Source organism: Bacillus sp. P14.5 (assembly GCF_003316765.1).
Taxonomy (GTDB): Bacteria; Bacillota; Bacilli; order Bacillales; family Bacillaceae_B; genus Rossellomorea.
Map to the genome: position 1 here is coordinate 57,548 of NZ_NIJF01000045.1, position 18,393 is coordinate 75,940.

The 18,393-nt window shown below is 43.8% G+C and carries 17 protein-coding genes and 1 pseudogene; 13 read left to right on the forward strand and 5 right to left on the reverse strand.

Annotated features, from left to right (window positions below; all coding sequences use genetic code 11):
• Window positions 1–35 precede the first annotated feature (35 nt).
• The 4 genes and pseudogenes from murC to B9Z54_RS06310 all read left to right on the forward strand — a co-directional run bounded on the left by murC (window position 36) and on the right by B9Z54_RS06310 (window position 3,723).
• A pseudogene (murC, locus tag B9Z54_RS06295) lies at window positions 36–1,347 on the forward strand (UDP-N-acetylmuramate--L-alanine ligase).
• A gap of 194 nt (window positions 1,348–1,541) precedes the next feature.
• A complete protein-coding gene (locus B9Z54_RS06300; protein WP_240189823.1) occupies window positions 1,542–2,093 on the forward strand; it encodes a sigma-70 family RNA polymerase sigma factor in 552 nt (183 codons plus the stop codon).
• On the forward strand, window positions 2,086–3,096 hold the full coding sequence (locus B9Z54_RS06305) for a helix-turn-helix domain-containing protein (RefSeq protein ID WP_113927624.1): 1,011 nt from the start codon (window positions 2,086–2,088) through the stop codon (window positions 3,094–3,096). Before B9Z54_RS06300 ends, B9Z54_RS06305 begins: the two co-directional genes overlap by 8 nt.
• Before the next feature lie 111 nt (window positions 3,097–3,207).
• On the forward strand, window positions 3,208–3,723 hold the full coding sequence (locus B9Z54_RS06310; protein WP_113927625.1) for a YobA family protein: 516 nt from the start codon (window positions 3,208–3,210) through the stop codon (window positions 3,721–3,723).
• A 113-nt stretch (window positions 3,724–3,836) separates the two neighbouring features.
• Here B9Z54_RS06310 and B9Z54_RS06315 read toward each other — a convergent pair whose 3' ends face one another.
• Window positions 3,837–4,952 (reverse strand): aminopeptidase, encoded by a 1,116-nt coding sequence (locus tag B9Z54_RS06315; protein ID WP_113927626.1) that lies wholly within the window; start codon window positions 4,950–4,952, stop codon window positions 3,837–3,839.
• A 279-nt stretch (window positions 4,953–5,231) separates the two neighbouring features.
• Between B9Z54_RS06315 and B9Z54_RS06320 the strand changes: the two genes are divergently transcribed.
• From B9Z54_RS06320 to ytxJ, 4 genes are read left to right on the forward strand one after another with little or no spacing between them, the layout of a single operon-like run.
• Complete coding sequence (locus B9Z54_RS06320) at window positions 5,232–5,744, forward strand: DUF948 domain-containing protein (RefSeq protein WP_113927627.1); 513 nt, start codon at window positions 5,232–5,234, stop codon at window positions 5,742–5,744.
• Between the two features lie 26 nt (window positions 5,745–5,770).
• Entirely contained in the window at window positions 5,771–6,106 is a 336-nt protein-coding gene (locus tag B9Z54_RS06325; RefSeq protein ID WP_481747781.1) for a YtxH domain-containing protein, read from the forward strand.
• 13 nt (window positions 6,107–6,119) lie between these two features.
• A complete protein-coding gene (locus tag B9Z54_RS25565) occupies window positions 6,120–6,272 on the forward strand; it encodes a hypothetical protein (RefSeq protein ID WP_240189825.1) in 153 nt (50 codons plus the stop codon).
• A 56-nt stretch (window positions 6,273–6,328) separates the two neighbouring features.
• Complete coding sequence (gene ytxJ / locus B9Z54_RS06330; RefSeq protein ID WP_113927642.1) at window positions 6,329–6,646, forward strand: bacillithiol system redox-active protein YtxJ; 318 nt, start codon at window positions 6,329–6,331, stop codon at window positions 6,644–6,646.
• Between the two features lie 640 nt (window positions 6,647–7,286).
• Here ytxJ and B9Z54_RS06340 read toward each other — a convergent pair.
• The gene (locus B9Z54_RS06340; protein ID WP_205207679.1) at window positions 7,287–9,425 is read right to left on the reverse strand and encodes a cell division protein FtsA; all 2,139 of its coding nucleotides are present in this window, start codon (window positions 9,423–9,425) and stop codon (window positions 7,287–7,289) included.
• 369 nt (window positions 9,426–9,794) lie between these two features.
• Here B9Z54_RS06340 and B9Z54_RS06345 point away from each other — a divergent pair, with 369 nt between their 5' ends.
• The 4 genes from B9Z54_RS06345 to B9Z54_RS06360 all read left to right on the forward strand — a co-directional run bounded on the left by B9Z54_RS06345 (window position 9,795) and on the right by B9Z54_RS06360 (window position 13,330).
• The gene (locus tag B9Z54_RS06345) at window positions 9,795–10,859 is read left to right on the forward strand and encodes a bifunctional 3-deoxy-7-phosphoheptulonate synthase/chorismate mutase (RefSeq protein WP_113927630.1); all 1,065 of its coding nucleotides are present in this window, start codon (window positions 9,795–9,797) and stop codon (window positions 10,857–10,859) included.
• Window positions 10,860–11,189: 330 nt separating this feature from the next.
• Complete coding sequence (ccpA, locus tag B9Z54_RS06350) at window positions 11,190–12,188, forward strand: catabolite control protein A (RefSeq protein ID WP_113927631.1); 999 nt, start codon at window positions 11,190–11,192, stop codon at window positions 12,186–12,188.
• A 528-nt stretch (window positions 12,189–12,716) separates the two neighbouring features.
• Window positions 12,717–12,908 (forward strand): hypothetical protein, encoded by a 192-nt coding sequence (locus B9Z54_RS06355; protein WP_205207680.1) that lies wholly within the window; start codon window positions 12,717–12,719, stop codon window positions 12,906–12,908.
• 92 nt (window positions 12,909–13,000) lie between these two features.
• Window positions 13,001–13,330, forward strand: coding sequence for a hypothetical protein (locus B9Z54_RS06360; protein WP_162785112.1), 330 nt, complete (start codon window positions 13,001–13,003; stop codon window positions 13,328–13,330).
• A gap of 223 nt (window positions 13,331–13,553) precedes the next feature.
• Here B9Z54_RS06360 and B9Z54_RS06365 read toward each other — a convergent pair whose 3' ends face one another.
• From B9Z54_RS06365 to B9Z54_RS06375, 3 genes are read right to left on the reverse strand one after another with little or no spacing between them, the layout of a single operon-like run.
• Window positions 13,554–14,735: an acetoin utilization protein AcuC gene (locus tag B9Z54_RS06365; RefSeq protein ID WP_113927634.1), complete on the reverse strand. Its 1,182-nt coding sequence runs from the start codon at window positions 14,733–14,735 to the stop codon at window positions 13,554–13,556.
• On the reverse strand, window positions 14,732–15,379 hold the full coding sequence (locus tag B9Z54_RS06370) for an acetoin utilization AcuB family protein (protein ID WP_113927635.1): 648 nt from the start codon (window positions 15,377–15,379) through the stop codon (window positions 14,732–14,734). The genes B9Z54_RS06365 and B9Z54_RS06370 overlap by 4 nt, the downstream gene beginning before the upstream one ends.
• Before the next feature lie 27 nt (window positions 15,380–15,406).
• Window positions 15,407–16,039 carry a GNAT family N-acetyltransferase gene (locus B9Z54_RS06375; protein ID WP_113927636.1) on the reverse strand — a complete coding sequence of 211 codons (633 nt, stop codon included), beginning with the start codon at window positions 16,037–16,039 and terminating at the stop codon, window positions 15,407–15,409.
• A gap of 235 nt (window positions 16,040–16,274) precedes the next feature.
• On the opposite strand from B9Z54_RS06375, the gene acsA reads away from it, so the two are divergent.
• Window positions 16,275–17,993 (forward strand): acetate--CoA ligase, encoded by a 1,719-nt coding sequence (gene acsA, locus B9Z54_RS06380; RefSeq protein WP_113927637.1) that lies wholly within the window; start codon window positions 16,275–16,277, stop codon window positions 17,991–17,993.
• Window positions 17,994–18,393: the final 400 nt, after the last annotated feature.

Genomic DNA, 18,393 nt, shown 5'->3' on the forward strand with positions numbered 1-18,393 from the left:
CTGCTTACAGATAGATGATTGTTGGAGGTTCTAATATGACAATATACCATTTCGTTGGAATTAAGGGATCTGGAATGAGCGCGCTTGCCCAGGTGCTTCACGATATGGAGTATGAAGTACAGGGCTCGGATGTCGAAAAGTATTTTTTTACACAGAAAGCTCTTGAAGATTCTCAAATAAAAATCCTGCCTTTTCAAAAGGAAAATATCGGGCAGGATATGAATGTTATAGCAGGAAATGCGTTTCCTGATACACATGAAGAAATTGAAGCGGCAGTGGAGCAAGGCCTGCCCGTGACAAGATACCACAGCTTCCTGGGCGATTTCATGCAGGAATTCACTTCTGTCGCCGTGACAGGAGCACATGGCAAGACCTCGACTACCGGTCTCCTTGCGCATGTCATCAGAGGCGCCAAGCCCACTTCCTACCTGATCGGGGATGGAACGGGCAAAGGTGAAAAAGATGCGGAGTACTTCGTCTTCGAAGCATGTGAGTACAGAAGGCACTTCTTATCGTATCACCCCGACTATGCCATAATGACGAATATCGATTTTGACCATCCTGATTACTTTGCGAATGTGGATGATGTCTTCCAGGCATTCCAGGAGATGGCGATGCAAGTCAAGAAAGGGATCATTGCCTGCGGTGACGATGAACATCTTCAGAAGATCCAAGCAAAGGTTCCTGTCCTTTTCTATGGCTTTGCGGAAGAAAATGACTTCCAGGCAAGAAATGTCAACAAGAATCCTGAAGGAACGACTTTTGATGTCTTTGTCAGAAACGAGTTCTTTGCGTCCTTTTCAATTCCGGGTTATGGAGACCACAGCATCCTGAACGCGCTGTCTGTCATCGCCCTCTGCCATTATGAGGACCTTGATACAGAGATTGTGCAGGAAAGACTGGCTTCATTCCAAGGAGTGAAAAGAAGATTCTCCGAGAAGAAAATACGGCGAGCAGATTCTGATTGATGATTATGCCCATCATCCTACTGAAATCAAGGTGACAATTGAAGCAGCAAGGCAAAAGTATCCTGACAGAGAGATCATAGCTGTCTTCCAGCCTCATACATTCACAAGGACGCAGACATTCCTGAATGAATTTGCCGACAGCTTATCGGAAGCCGACCAGGTATATCTCTGTGAAATCTTTGGTTCCGCCCGCGAGAATCATGGAAAGCTTTCCATCGATGACCTAAGGGGCAAGATCGATAATGCCAAAATGATCGACGAACATAATACAAAGCCATTGATGGCTCACGAAAATGGTGTTCTTATATTCATGGGAGCCGGGGATATCCAAAAATTCCAGGAAGCCTATGAAGAAACACTCAGAAACCATGTAGAATAAAACTTTTCAAGCAGCCAGCCCGTCACTCAGGGCTGGCTGCTTTTTTAGTGTGCAGACTTTATTACTTTAATGCACAAAAAGGGACAGTCCCTCTTCGCGCTTTAAAGCACTAAAGGAATAATTTTTAAAATAAGTGAAACCTTCCAGCAGTTGAATCGTCTTAGCAGTAAAGAAGAAAACGGGGTGAGAACCTTTTGACCAGTGTCACAAAAAATGATTCTGATTTTCCTTTGGGGAAAGATGCGTGGCTTGAGGCCATTATGGATATGTATGGGGAGAATCTGTCAAAGCTTGCCTATAACTATGTAAAGGATTGGAAGCTTGCTGAAGATATTGTCCAGGATGTTTTTGTCACATGCTTTCATCATTATGAAAACCTTGATGAAATTCTTGCCTTTAAACCTTGGATTTACAGACTGACAATCAATAAGTCGAAGGATATGCTAAAAAGCGCCTCATATCGAAAAACAGTTTTTCAGTCAAGTCTTCTTAGCGCACTCAAATCAAACGAACCCCCGCCTGACACGATGTTGATTAAGCGCAGCGAGGAGGAGCACCTTTCCAAAAGTGTACTAAAGCTGCCTGTAAAATATCGTGAAGTCATTACCCTTTATTACTATGAAGATCTGCCGATTGATAAAATCGGCGATATTTTGAATATGAATACCAATACGGTAAAAACAAGACTGAATAGAGGAAGAGCCAAGCTCAAAAAGGTAATGGAAAGGGGGAGAAGCTATGAATGACAAACTGGAAAATCTGAAGAAAGCGATGGATGCTACGACCCATGAAGGATCCCACTTTACAGAAAGCCAAAAACAAAGGGTAATATCAGCCATTCATTCAGATGAAAGAAACTTAGCTCCTAAGCCTGCCGGTTTTATGATATTCTCCTTATCAGCGGCAGCAATAGCAATCATGCTTCTTTTATTCTCTACTCATGTGATGCCGAATCTGGATGATAATCAGAGTTCTAATCCTGCAGCTTCAAAAGATTGGGAAATCAGCGATCAATTCGTTCAAAACCATAAAGAAAAATTCAGGGTCTTTCCGGAGCAGGGACTAACAGCAGGAAAACCATCCGGATATCTTTTCAGTTTTCAGGAACCGTTCGATGTCTATAAAGGAAAGGAGTTAACAATAGATGCTCTCAATAAAGAAACCAGCGAAAAAATTAGTGTGGTATCTAAAATAATAAAAGAGCCGTCTCCAGGTTATAGCTCCCTTCAGCGATTCACAGCCAATTTCGAAATTCCTTACGGAGGTCTATGGAAATATGAGGTAAAACTAAATGGAGAGTACTATGGAGATGTCGTTTTATCTGTTAATGAAGAAATAGGAATAGAAATGCCTGAAGACATTCCTGAATTCGTAAAGAAAGAGGACTTAGAAACAATCGATTGGAACAGGAAGGCGGTCAACTTTGACAGAGGGATTATTGGGAATGAAAATAAATCAGGCGTTATAGGCATGGATATGCCGAGCTTAACACCCCAAAAGTGGATGTGGCATCTTTGGGGCAATAAATCATCGGAATTTACAGTGGCAGGGTTTCATAGAGGCTCCCAAACTGTTCACCCTATCTTGGATAATGGGTGGAAGTGGACCATGCAGCTGGGGAGTGCGGTAAATGGAGCTGACGCTCATGTACCAAGCTCAGTCACCATTCCAAAAGGAGGCGAATGGGCATTCCTTTTATACGATGGAGATAAGCTTTTTGATGTGCTGGTGTATGAGATCGAGAAATAAAACCAATGGAACACTCCAACAATGTATTGGTAAATGGCAGGCTGATTTAGCTGTAGCCTTTGTTTGAAACTATTAGAAGTAAAATACGTCAAATATAGCAGGGGGGCTATAATGCGTAATCTATTAGTTTGTTTTGCAGTATTTATGCTTTTTATATTAGCTGCATGCAGTAATGAAAATGGTAATAAAGGTGGTGGAGAACCAGGGATTACTGGATATGTAATGGATAAGACAGGGCAAAAGATTTTAGTTGTCAGTGCAGAAGCCAAGGAATACAGCGGCAATGGCGGAGTGGAAGAATATTATGATGCGGTATGGGCAAATGAAGCACCTAATGACGTTAAAGTAGGAGAACAAGTGAAGATATGGTTTGATGGCGGAATGGACACCTCATATCCAGGCCAAGCGGCTGTTGGCAAGTTAGAAGTTATGCCAAGCTCTTCTCCAGAAGGTGCAGCACTTTCTGAAGCTGAAGCCTTAAATAAAGCATTATCCCAAAATAAATTTGAGAATGAAATTTTAACTGCCCGAACCATTTCTTACGATGCAGAGAAAGGTGAATGGCTTATTATCTTGAAGAACACTGACAGTTATGAGGAACACAAGGTTAAAGTAAAGGATAAGTGAATAAATTCTTCTCAACGAACGGTGGCTTTATAAAAACAAAGAGGCACTGCAAATTTTTCTTGCAGTGCCTCTTTGTTTTTACTCATCATTATTACTTCAAAAATGATTCGTTCCTATTTCAAGTTTTCAGGATTAAGCTGCTCCAGCTCAGGAAGAGTAAAGCGTCCGTCTTTACGGATCAACACATCATCAAAATAGATTTCTCCCCCACCGTATTCAGGTCTTTGGATCATGACCATATCCCAGTGGATATTGGAGTGATTGCCGTTGTAGGCCTGCTCATAGCACTCTCCCGGTGTGAAGTGGAAACTGCCGTCAATTTTTTCATCGAACAGGATGTCCTGCATTGGATGAAGGATGTAAGGGTTGACCCCGATGGCAAATTCACCTATGAAACGTGCGCCTTCGTCAGTGTCAAAGATCTTATTGATTCTTTCCGTATCATTGGCTTCAGCTGAAACAACCTTTCCGTTTTCAAAAGTCAGTTTCACGTTTTCATAAGTGAAGCCATGATAAGGAGACGGCGTGTTATAAGTGATGGTACCGTTGACGGAATCTTTTACCGGAGCAGTGTAGACTTCTCCGTCCGGGATGTTCAAGCGGCCAGCACATTTAACAGCTGGGATGTCCTTTATAGAAAAAGTAAGTTCGGTTCCTTCTCCAGTTATCCGTACTTTATCTGTTTTGTTCATTAGTTCAACCAGGCCGTCCATCGCTTTGTCCATTTTAGCGTAATCAAGATTGCAGACATCAAAGTAGAAATCTTCAAATGCTTCTGTGCTCATTTTTGCCAGTTGTGCCATGGAAGCATTCGGGTACCTCAGCACCACCCACTTTTTCTTTGGAACGCGGATTTCGCGGTGGACCTTCTTACCGACAGTGCTTCCCTGGATTTTCATCTTTTCATCCGGTACATCAGCATGCTCATTAATATTATCTCCGGAACGAAGCCCAATATAGGCATCCATCTTATCCATTACTCCGGCTTCAAATTCAGCCAACATTTCGTATTGTTCCTCTTGTGCGCCCATCAATAGAGAGCGGTCGACTGCATGATCTTTCAGCGAGACAAATGGGTATCCGCCGGCAGCGTAGGCTTCCTTGACCAATGCTGTCACCAGTTCACGCTGCAAGCCGAAATTTTCGATTAATACCTTTTCACCTTTTTGAAGCTGCACAGAGTATTGAATCAGGTTTCTCGCCAGCTTTTCAATTCGCGGGTCTTTCATATGTATTCCTCCTAAATGAATAGTCCTTACGCTCTGTTTGTGAGAGCGCAGATAAAGAACCTATATATATTGTAACCGAAAACGTCAGATTTTTATAAAAAATCTTGTGCTGTAAAAACCTTATGCTGCCTATCTAAAACATAATTACTAGAAAAGAGATATCAGGAAATAATAATCTGTGAATTAGGCAGGATATTTATTCGCCGGCAGAGAAAGTAGTGTTTAAGGGAGTTCGGTGCCGGGTAAAGAAATGCTATATAAACAGGAGGTGCTGATGAAATGGAGATTATTTTATATTTGAGTGTCGCAGTGATTGCCATCGCTTTCTTGGTATTGGTAATTAGTCTGACAAAAACCCTTAAGTCGGTACAATCGACTTTAGATAGTGTCTCCCATACCTTAGATGGTTTGGAAACACAGCTACAGGGAGTAACAAAGGAATCTGCTGATCTTCTACATAAGACGAACAGGCTTGCAGAGGACATCCAGCAGAAGTCAGAAGAATTGAACACTGTCGTATATGCAGTAAAAGATGTAGGCAGTTCCATTCAAGGTTTAAATTCATCTGTTAAAAAGGTTACCACTTCAATTTCCACTAATTTGGAGAAGAATCAAGACAGAATCTCCCAGGTTGTTCAATGGGGAAAAGCGGCTATGGAGCTTCGTGATAAGTGGAAAGCCAAGGAAAAACCATATCACGGCACCAGAAATGCGTATGCGGCTGAAGAGGCCAGGGCTTCTGCAGAGGTAGAAAGACGCGAGCAAATGATTCAGAGAGCAAGACAGAATTAATTTTTTATTCAAGGGAGGATGTAATGATGACTCAACAAAATGATGTGTACAAAAACCAGGTGAGCCACGGCCACCCAAACGGTGGAACTAATACCGGCAATGCTACTCATGAAGGCAGCATCAATGCCAAGGATTTCTTGATCGGCTCCTTGATCGGCGGAATTGTTGGAGCAGCAACAGCTTTATTCCTTGCTCCAAAGTCAGGTAAAGAACTTCGTGATGATTTGAACACACACGCAGGCACCTTAAAAGAAAAAGCGGCCAGTGGAGAGAAACAGCTATGGAACGAGGCAATGAACTTGCTGCCGCAGCTAAGGAAAAACATCCGGGATCACAAAGTCTGTGACGGAGCAGTCCACTAACCTGGTTAATAAAGTGAAATCAGGAAAGAATGAAGATAACAGCGAAGTAACAGGCGAAGAGCAGCTTCCTGTTGAAACAGAGCAAAATGACGCTCAGGAACTCAATCAAAAGCTTGAAGAAACCAAAAAAGCATTTGATGATACAGAGCAGACAATCAAACAATAACAATGATGGCGGTGAAGGCGGAACAGCCTCACCGTTTTCTGTTGAAAGGAGCGGGAATGGTGAAAAAAATTGAGACCATCGAAGAATTCAATCAGCTTCTGAAAGAGAAGGATAAATTCTTTTTTCTAAAGCACAGCTTAACTTGTCCAATCAGCGGCAGTGCATTTGATGAATATCAAAGGTTTGTAAAAGAAAATGATGAGGGGGAAGCCTATTATTTAGCGGTCCAGGAATCAAGGGATTTATCCAATCATATTGCAGAAACCTTTGCCATTAAACATGAATCCCCTCAAGCCTTCCTGTTTAAGGACGGTAAGCCTGTTTGGAACGAATCACATTGGAAGATTACCAGCAAAGAATTGGCAAGTGTATAACCAAAAAGAGACTGAGGGCCTTCCCTCAGTCTTTCTTTTTGAAGAATATTTTTAGAGTGGAAATTAGGCAGCGTTTCTGAATCCAGCACCCGATGGGACTCCGTACCCACTGGAACGGACTTAGCCCCTCGGGGTCAAATAATCCCTGGAGAACAAAAGGAAAAACCGCCTATATTTCTCCAGGGAACATTTGCCTGCCGGGGCTAAACGGGGCGCTTCCGCTTTTTATGCAATCCAGCTCCAAGGCCCCACCGGCTAGCAGATTTCGGTCTCTCTCCTTGCGATAAGTCTTCATCGAATCACTTCGTTCTTCGTGATTCCTTTATCTCATGCGGGGCTGGTACAGTCCGTACGCCGCTGAGCTGGGCCTTTCCGCTTTTTATGCAATCCAGCTCCAAGGCCCCAACGGCTAGCAGATTTCGGTCTCTCTCCTTGCGATAAGTCATCATCAACTCACTTTGTTCGTTGTGATTCCTTTATCTCATACGAGAGCCCTACAATCTGTACGCCGCTAAGCGGGACCTCTCCACTTTATAAGATAAGTCAACATCAACTCACTTTGTTCGTTGTGTTTCCTTTATCTCATGCGGAGTCAGTCCAGTCCGTACGCCGCTGAACGGGGCCGTTCCGCTTTTTAGTGCTACACGGAAAGCGGCCACCGGATTTCAAGTTTGTCACCGGTCTGTATGCTTTCATAGAAAGTAGTTTCTTCTCCATTTTTTAAAAGAAGGAATTTACCTCCAGCGTTGGAGGGCATCTCGATTTCGATGTGTCTGAAGAGGTCCTGGAATATAAAAGATCCTGATTCTTTGGCAATGGACATCAATTTGTCTCCTGTATGAATCAAACTGTCTTCTGAAAGTTTTTCTCCATTACGGAACACCTCTGCAGCCTCTTTAGCAAGTTCCAGTTCTTGATCATTAAAAAATATTGTAATCCTGTCGCTAAGGTTCATTTGTTTTTTCTCTGTAATCATCCTCAATGTAGGGGAGTCGGGTTTTGTTACCTCGATGACATCCCCGTTTTTGATGATGGTCGACAGCCGGGCTTCTCTTTCATTTATTGTAATCCTGCCTGAGAAGGCCGGGATGAATGTTTCTTTTTCATTGATGGTAATATGGAACGTTCTGAGATGCTTGGTCAGCTCCTCATGTCCCGTTCGTTTTAGTACAGATTCAACTGAAGGGAGCGGTTCGACCTCAATTGTATCTCTGTCCTGTACAAAATTATCCAGCGAAGAAGGTTTTCCGTTCACCATCAAATCCATAGGAAGCGTGAATGCCTCATTGTTGATGGTCAGAACCATTTCAGGCTGTGTCTCTATTAAATCAGAAATTTTCACGGCTGGTGCTTCTCCATTTTCTCCTTTTAAAACAGTAATCCGGTCTCCATTTTGAATAGGCTGATCGATCCCGCTTCTTTGGCCATTTTTTAAAATGGTTGGAGCTTTTCCGTGTTTTCCAGGTAACGTAATGGATTGTCCGTTAACAGAGACAATCATCGCCATCCCGGGTTTTCCATACAACTTATTCACTTTCAGACCAGCTGCAAGCAGGCAGTCTCCTATTGTCAGTTCTTTCACTTCGAAGAGACGAACAGGTTGTTCATTCACATAGGCAGTCACGTATTGGACCGGTGCTTTCTTGGCAGCTATCGCAATTCCTATAGGGGTAACAAGTTCAGGGCCTTTAGACACTTCATTGATGATTTGCAGATCCTGAATTGCATCCGTTCCACGCACTGCCACCCGGTTAATCGGAAGCTGAAGGGCAGAGGCTAACCTTTCAGGAAGTTCGGGTGTCAAACTTCCGCCCCCGACCAGCATGACTGCTTTCGGGGGTTTGCCATTATTAAGCCTGAGGATTTCCGCTTTGATTTCTTGTGCAAGGTGATCAATTGCTGGAGAAATTTGAGTAACGGCCTCTTCTCTGGAAATTTCTGTTTCAAAGCCAAGAATATCGGAGACAGTTATGGTCTCCTGGTGAATCAGTTCTCTTTTAGCCTGTTCGGCAAGTGGAAAGTCCAGAAGCAGGGCATCACTGATTGCTTCAGTGATTTCATCTCCGGCAGTCGGAACCATTCCAAATGCAATGATGGTTCCCATATCCGTCAAGGCAATGTCTGATGTACCAGCTCCGATATCGACCAATGCGACATTCAATCTTCTCATCGAAGCGGGAATGAGAACGTTAATGGCAGCAATCGGTTCGAGCGTTAATGCTTCCATTTCCAACCCGGCCCTGTTCAATGCGGCCAAGAGGGACTCAACCACTACTTTTGGAAGAAAGGTAGAGATGATTTCAACGGTGGCCTGGTCTCCTTGCTGATCGACGAGGCTGCCGATTTCCTCTCCATCAAGCTTATAATAAAGAACAGAGTAGCCGACACAGTAATAATGATAGGTTTGGTCTCCTTCATGTGCAGCGTGGGCCTGGGCTTGCTGTACAGCACTAAGTTCGAGATGCAGTACATCTTCTTTTGTCAGAAGAGGTTTTCCCGCAATTGAAATGGAGGCAGTGGCGGTCTCGGTTTTTAAAGCCCTTCCTGCAGCTGCCACACAGACCTTCTGAAGAGGACCGTGCTTCTTTTCCATTTCTGTTTTTATGGTGGAAATGACAGCAGCTACAGCAGGTACATCATGAATTTGGCCATCCAGCATCGCACGTTCCTTGTGCTCTTGAGAAAGGATGTCAATGACCTCGAATTGCTTGTTTTCATTTTCAGTCAGGATGATTCCCACTACAGACCTTGTACCGATATCCAATGCGAATATTTTCATTTTATCCGTCACTTTACAACACCCACTTTAATCTATTTCACTGAGTATGATTTTACATTTATCTCACCGTTAACCGGCAATCTCATAGGAAAACACTTAAATGCACTTTAACACGTGAATGCGTTGAAAGGTTAAAGTGTTTTCCGTGACTTTTGCGTTACATTCCATTATAATAAATCCTATTATAAAAAATGTATCATACTTTTAGGAAAAAAGTATGCAGTGTTGAAATTAAAGATCAGCTGCTTTATGAAAGAACGGATTCTCAGGACTCCTTAACATAATAAGTTGAGGGGGCTAGGATCTTGTACAAGCAGTGAAATTTTATCGGAAAATAAAAGGATGCCAAGACAGAGAGGATGTTTGGTTGTGAGTAATAAAGAACTCGATCAGCTGAGAAGCCGGGTCGATGAAATAAACTTGAAGCTGCTGGAAAGTATCAATGAACGCGCCCGTCTTGTACAGGAAATTGGAGGGGTTAAAGAAAGACAGGGAATGAACCGCTTCGACCCTGTCCGGGAAAGAGACATGCTAAACAATATCATTGACCAAAACGAGGGACCTTTCGACAACACTACGATTGAACATATATTCAAAGAGATATTTAAAGCTGGACTTGACCTTCTTCAGGACAGCCACCGAAAAGAATTGCTGGTTTCCAGGAAGAAAAAGCCTTCCGACACGATAGTCAAAGTTAATGGAGAGGAAATCGGTGACGGAAATCCTCACTTCATATTTGGTCCTTGCGCTGTGGAATCGTATGAACAAGTTGCTGAAGTTGCAAGTGCTATAAAAGGGAAAGGTCTGGGCCTTATCAGGGGAGGAGCCTTCAAACCCCGTACTTCTCCTTATGACTTCCAAGGGCTGGGTATGGAAGGATTGAAAATTTTGAGAAAAGCGGCTGACGAGTTCAATCTTGCAGTTGTCAGTGAAATTGTCAATCCAGCCGATATCGAACCAGCATGTGATTATGTGGATGTCATTCAGATCGGTGCCCGCAATATGCAAAACTTTGAATTACTGAAAGCTGCTGGCTCTGCAAGGAAGCCTGTTCTTTTGAAAAGGGGACTATCTGCAACTCTTGAGGAGTTCATGAATGCTGCTGAATATATCATTTCCCAAGGAAACGGGGATATTATTCTATGCGAGAGAGGGATCCGGACGTATGAACGCGCTACCAGGAACACCCTTGATATCTCTGCAGTACCCATTCTCAAACAAGAAACGCATCTTCCTGTATTTGTCGATGTCACCCATTCAACCGGCAGGCGCGATTTATTGCTGCCGGCGGCAAAAGCTGCGCTGGCAATCGGAGCAGACGGCGTGATGGCAGAGGTTCATCCAGATCCTGCTGTAGCACTGTCTGATGCGGCTCAGCAGATGGACCTGGAGCAGTTTGATCATTTCTATAGAGAGTTAACGGCAGGGAAATAAGCAATACCCAATGGTCATCTATGTGATGGCCATTTTTAGGTTTCGTTGGGGGATTTGATTTCTAGGGGTCACAGCTCTTAATTACTATTTGGTGTTGAGGCTGGTACTTTTTTTAAGACTCGCCTTAAAGATTGAAATGAAAGTTATTTTCAAAAAGCGTCTTTTCCGTTAGGAATCAAGTGTGGATTGATTGCAGAGAGGCGTACACTCAAGTATGATATAGCTATATTAATAATGGGGACGAGATGAAATTTTAACTGTAATTATTAAAGATGGTAAATTAGTGTAAGATAAGGGATAAGCTAAAACGAAATTGAAGGAGTGGAATCCATGAATGTAACGATATATGATGTAGCCAGGGAAGCTAATGTCTCCATGGCGACGGTTTCCCGTGTAGTCAATGGGAACCCGAATGTGAAACCCGCAACAAGAAAAAAGGTGGTTGAGGTAATCGACAGGCTGGGCTACAGGCCGAATGCTGTCGCCAGGGGTCTTGCCAGCAAGAAAACCACTACAGTGGGTGTTATCATCCCGGATATATCCAACATCTTCTTTGCTGAACTGGCAAGGGGAATTGAAGATATCGCGACGATGTACAAGTACAACATCATTCTTAGCAATTCCGATCAAAACACAGAGAAAGAACTGCACCTTTTGAACACCATGCTCGGCAAGCAGGTGGATGGAATTGTATTCATGGGTGGAAATATCACTGAAGAACACGTCAAGGAATTTGAACTATCCCCAGTACCGATCGTATTGGCAGGAACGGTTGAAGATTCCGGGAAAATTCCTTCTGTTAACATCGATTATCAAGAGGCAGCCTATGACGCTGTCAAAGAACTGATTGCCAAAGGCCACAAACGAGTTGCCTATGTCAGCGGTCCTTTCCATGATAAGGTCAATAACGAAGCCAAACTTCCTGGTTACAAGAAAGCCTTGGAAGAAGCAGGAATCGAGTTCAATGAAGAGCTTGTAGTCGAAGGTGATTACACATATGATTCAGGGCTTGAAGCCTGGCAGAAGCTGCGTGAGCTTACTGATAAGCCGACAGCTGTATTCGTAGGAAATGACGAGATGGCTCTTGGTGTCGTTCACGGAGCACAGGATGAAGGGGTCAATATCCCTGAAGAAGCAGAAGTCATCAGCTTCGATAACACAAGGCTTGCACTTATGGTACGCCCGCAGCTGACATCGATCGTTCAGCCATTATATGATATCGGTGCCGTGGCCATGCGCCTACTGACAAAATATATGAACAAAGAAAAAGTCGATGAGAACACTGTTGTTCTTCCGCATAGAATTGAAGAGAGAGATTCTACGAAATAAAATTAATGCGAAGCGCGCCTTCCTTTTGGGGAGGCGCGCTTTTTTGTTTGGTTTGATTTGAGATGGGATAGCCGGTTTAATGGGTAATCTTATAATGCGGGTTTCGGGGGTGAGGAAGGCTTGGTGAGAAATAATCATCATCGAAATCTTTAAAACGAGAAATGATGCTGTTAATAGTGGTTTTATACAGCATGAAAATCAGAAAGTTGAGAAATGATGTTGTTAAACGTGGTTTTATACATCATGAAAATTAGAAAACCGGAAGTTGATGCTGTTAAAAGCGAGTTTATACAGCATGAAAATCAGGAAAACGGAAAATGATGTTGTTAAAAGTGGTTTTATACAGCATGAAAATTAGAAAACCGAGAATTGATGTTGTTAAAAGTGGGTTTATACAGCATGAAAATTAGAAAACCGAGAATTGATGTTGTTAAAAGTGGGTTTATACAGCATGAAAACAGAAAACCTGGAAAATGATGTTGTTAAAAGTGGTTTTATACAGCATGAAAATTAGAAAACCGAGAAATGATGTTGTTAAAAGTGGTTTTATACAGCATAAAAATTAGAAAACCGAGAAATGATGTTGTTAAAAGCGGGGTTATACAGCATGAAAATCAGAAACCGGAAAATGATGCTGTTAAAAGTGGTGTTATACAGCATGAAAATCAGGAAACGGAAAATGATGTTGTTAAAAGCGGCTTTATACAGCATGAAAATTAGAAACCGAAAATGATGTTGTTAGAAGTGAGACCAAATAGCATGGAATCCCCAAAAAATGAAAATCGATGCTGTCAGAAGTGAGAGCAGACAGCATGGTATACCCCAAAAAGAAAATCGATGCTGTCAGAAGTGAGATCAGACAGCATGGAATTCCCCAAAAAAGAAAATCGATGCTGTCAGAAGGGAGATCGGACAGCATAGAATCCCCAAAAAAGAAAATCGATGCCGCCAGAAGGGAGATCAGACAGCACGGAATCCCCAGGAAAGAAAATCGATGCTGTCAGAAGGGAGATCAGACAGCATGGAATCCCCCAAAAAGAAAATCGATGCCGTCACAAATGAGATCAGACAGCAGGGAATCCCCAAAAAGAAAATCGATGCCGTCACAAATGAGAGCAGACAGCATAGAATCCCCAAAATAGAAAATCGATGCCGTCAGAAGTGAGATCAGACAGCATGGAATCCCCAAAAAGAAGATCGAGGCTGTCCGAATCCCGTCCAGACAGCATCGACTCCTCAAAAAAGAAAATCCATGCAGGAAGATAAGCAAAGTCCTGCATGGATTCCAAAATAATATGTTTTAAGGCTGCAAGCAATAGGTGTTAAAACCCTCTTGGACCAATCATTTGGCAGCCAGAGCACCAGTTACTGTGCAGAAGATTTGTTAGTCCCTTGCTGCTGTCTCAGTTGATAAAGAGCTTTTTCAACAGTTTGAAAGTTCTTTTCAGTAATTTCAGGCTTCCTCGGGATAGCTGGATAAATCCCCGGTGGATCATCCCAGCTTATTGGCAAGGGGACGGGTGCTTTTTCCTGCCAGCGGTTTGTCCATTGCTCAGGAAACTGCTTCATCCCTTCGGTTCGCTGTGCCATCTCCATCCACAACAGGCTCCATGCCCGGGGAACGACCCGCCAAATGTCATAGCCTCCGCCTCCGACAGCTATCCACCGGCCGTCACAGTACTCATGAGCGAGTTCATGAGCAATCTGAGGGATCTTTTGATAAATATTCATCGTAGAAGACAGGTGAGTCAACGGATCATAGTAATGGGCATCGGTTCCGTTCTGGGTCAGGATCACATCCGGCTTGAAAAACTTTACCACTTCTCTGAAAGAGGTTTCGTATGCCTGAAGCCATGATTCATCTTCGGTAAAAGCATCAAGCGGAATGTTGAAAGAGTATCCATAGCCTTTTCCGTGGCCCCGTTCATTGATATTGCCGGTGCCGGGAAACAGATATCTGCCAGTCTCATGGATGGACAGGGTGCAGACATCGGGATCATCATAAAAGGACCATTGTACACCATCTCCATGGTGGGCGTCGGTGTCTACATATAAGACTCTGGCATTATATTTTTCCTGCATGTACTTAATGGCAACAGAACTGTCGTTATAAATGCAGAAACCCGATGCCTTTCCTTTGAATCCGTGATGAAGGCCTCCGCCTAAGTGTGCGGCGTGACGGGAAACTCCCCCCATGACGCAATCGACGGCTGTCAGCGTGCCCCCGACTAAGAGGGAGCTGGCTTCGTGCATTCCTTTGAAAATCGGAGTATCCTCTGTACCAATTCCATAGCTTTCTGCTTTTTCAGGAGAAAGGGTGCCGTTTCCCGCAGATTTGACAGCGCTTACGAAAGAAGGGTCATGAACCAGGTGAAGTTCTTCCTCAGTGGCCATTCTGGGCTCTATTAGGTCATCTTGATTCAGTGCCCCCGCTTCTTGCAGCAGATCGATGGTCAGCTTCAGCCTGAATTGGTTAAAAGGATGATTCTCGGAAAAACGGTAGTCTAAAAGCTTATCAGAATAGACAAACAGAGCCTCCTTCTTCATGATGACATACCGGGCATGTTCGGCCAGAGAACTTCATACCCTTCTTTCTTTAAATCATCTATGACAGCCATAGGATTGATCGTTCGTACCCTGAAAACCAGGACCTTGTATTTTTCATCATGTCTGTCCGGGTAAACAAGGACACTGTGGATGTTGGCATTATGGTTACGTATGATTCCGGCCACTTCATACAAGACGCCGGATCGGTTTTCCACTTTTACCTCGATTTGTGATCCGGGCTGATGCGCTCCTGTCAATTGAATCAGTGTATAAAGAAGGTCGGTCTCCGTTATGATTCCAACCAGCTTATTTTCCTTCACAATCGGAAGGCAGCCGATATGGTGTTCATAGAATAGCGCTGCCGCCTCTTCAACAAAGTCGAGAGGATGTCCTGTGATGACATTTGTTTTCATGATCAGCTTTAGAGGATTTTGGAGCTCTTCAGCTGCTTTGTCTTTTTGGAAAATTGACGGGGTGCCATCTTTGACGTCCCTGTCACTGACAATGCCGATTACGGCCATATTTTCATCGACAATGGGAATGTGCCTGACCTTTTTATCCCGCATGGTTTTGATTGCCTGCTCTATTGTATCATCTGCTCTTAGCGTCTCTACTTCTGTTATCATGATTTCTTCTACTATCATGGTTTTCCATCCCCTTTGAGAGAGTCGTTAATACATATAGCGGTTCATGAATCTTAATCTGTCAAAACTCTGGACTGACTCGCTTTCAATTCTTTTTCCGATTCTGGCCATAAGGCAGTTGGCTGGGTGTGAACTGATTTCAGGATCGTCAGTGGCGTAGTATTCCAAACCGCCTGCATTCATCATTTTCTCCATGATTTTTCGATATTCCCAGACGTTCAATCCAGTTCCTTTCAAATCCCAATGCCAGTAATATTCTGTTGTGATGATAATGTAATCTTCCATCGCATCGTCCATCATGGACACCCTGAGCAGATTCTTTCCGACTGAAGCTCCCCTGAATTTTGGAATGACTTCAATGGCTCCAAGCTCGATCAGTTCTTCCATTTTTCCCTGCGACCAGCGTTCCAAAGGGTCGGGATACAAGTATGTAACATAACCGACTATGATGTTGTCTTCCCTTGCTATGATGATTCTTCCCTCCGGCAGCCCGGCTATTTCTACAATTGCTTTATGTTGTTTTTCCGGGGTGCGGAAAGCTGTCAGGTCTTCATGAAACTCCAAATCTATCAATTCATTTACTGGAACAGGCCCTTCAATGATCAAGTTGCCTTTTGGAGTTTTCAATTCCATCGCGTTATACGTTTTTTGGTGGTTCATTTTGTCACCGCCTCAAAATAATATACATATTGATTATTACATAAAACTAGCAGACTACATAGCCGCCAGAAGGCTCTGCTATAGTCTTTTTAATGAATTTTTTCATAACGGGGAAGAACCTTACATACCAATAGTATAACAAAAAGTAAAAATCGAACAATTTTTAAAATTGAGAAAAATAGATTTTTGTACTATAATAATATAGTAATTTCTTACATAAGGAGGAATCGCTACAATGAAGTTGGAAGCGCTGCCAGTAACTCAAGGAAACTACAATCTTTCTAGTTATGGAGATACGTACAAGGATTTCGATTGGAACGAAACGAAAAAGAATTTTTCCTGGAATGAAACAGGCCGTGTGAACATTGCATATGAAGCGATCGACCGGCATGCAGAGTCGTTCAGGAAAAACAAAGTGGCTCTATACTACAGCGACGACACCAGAGATGAAAAGTATACTTACAGAGAAATGAAAAATCTGACTAATAAAGCAGGAAATGTCCTGAAGACGTATGGTGATGTGGAAAAAGGCGATAGAGTTTTCATCTTTATGCCGAGATCCCCAGAATTATACTTTACCGTGCTCGGCGCTATTAAACTGGGAGCCATTGTCGGTCCATTGTTTGAAGCATTCATGGAGGGTGCTGTCAGGGACCGTCTTGAAGACAGCGAAGCGAAAGTCCTTGTGACCACCCCAGAATTACTTGAAAGAGTTCCTGTGGATGAACTTCCTGCATTAGAACATGTACTTCTCGTTGGAGAAGGAATAGAGGAAGAAGGGAAGTACACAGACTTCATGACCCGATTTAATGAAGCCAGTGATAAGCTGGATATCGAGTGGGTCGATTTGACGGACGGAATGATCCTTCACTACACGTCAGGCTCCACCGGAAAGCCTAAAGGAGTCCTTCATGTCCATAATGCGATGCTTCAGCACTACCAAACAGCGAAGTGGGTCCTCGACCTGCAGGAGGATGATGTTTACTGGTGTACAGCTGATCCGGGCTGGGTGACAGGGACTTCGTATGGAATCTTTGGACCATGGCTGACGGGAGCGTCCAATATTATTGCTGGAGGAAGGTTCAAGCCTGAAAAATGGTACAATACCATTCAGAAATATGGAGTCACTGTGTGGTACAGTGCCCCTACCGCCTTCCGGATGCTGATGGGCGCCGGGGATGAGGTTGTGAAAAGTTTTGATTTAAGCAGCCTGAGACATATTCTGAGCGTGGGGGAACCATTGAACCCTGAAGTAATCCGCTGGGGAATGAAGGTCTTCCATCTTCGCATCCATGATACATGGTGGATGACGGAAACCGGCGGACAGGTTATCTGCAACTACCCTTGCATGGAAATCAAGCCAGGGTCGATGGGGAAACCGATCCCGGGCATTGAAGCCGCGATCGTCGATGATCAAGGGAACGAGCTTCCTCCATATCGCATGGGGAACCTCGCAATCAAACGAGGATGGCCGTCCATGATGAATGCCATCTGGAATAATGAGCAGAAGTATGATTCCTACTTCATGCCTGGCGACTGGTATGTATCCGGGGATTCCGCCTACATGGATGAAGATGGCTACTTCTGGTTCCAAGGCCGGATTGATGATGTCATCATGACTTCCGGTGAAAGGGTAGGACCATTCGAAGTGGAAAGCAAATTGGTCGAACATCCTGCCGTTGCTGAAGCGGGAGTCATCGGAAAACCTGACCCGGTTCGTGGGGAAATCATTAAAGCCTTCGTGGCCCTGCGTGAAGGGTATGAAGTGACAGATGAACTGAAGGAAGATATCCGCCAGTTTGTAAAAAAAGGATTGGCTGCTCATGCCGCTCCAAGGGAAATCGAATTCAAAGACAAACTGCCGAAAACACGCAGCGGAAAAATTATGAGACGTGTGTTGAAAGCATGGGAATTGGATCTGCCGACTGGAGATCTTTCCACAATGGAAGAATAGATTTAGAAGGAAACCGCTCAGATATGATCTGGGCGGTTTTTTTCATTTCTTGATATGACGCTGATAGGCAATTCTACTGGCAGAACGTGTGGCGCCCCGGTCAAGACTTTAGCCAGGAGTGTGAAGTGTGGAGGGGATACATGAGTGGGAGGTTTGAGGCAGAGATATGTATCCAGAAGGGTGAGGTGGGTACATGAGATGAAGGTTGGAGGCAGAGATATGTATCCAGAAGAGTGAGGTGGATACATGAGTGAGAGGTTTGAGGCAGAGATGTGTATCCAGAAGCGAAGGGTGGATACATGAGTAGGAGGTTTGAGGCAGAGATGTGTATCCAGAAGGGTGAGGTGGGTACATGAGTTGGAGGTTTGAGGCGGAGATGTGTATCCATAAGGGTGAGGTG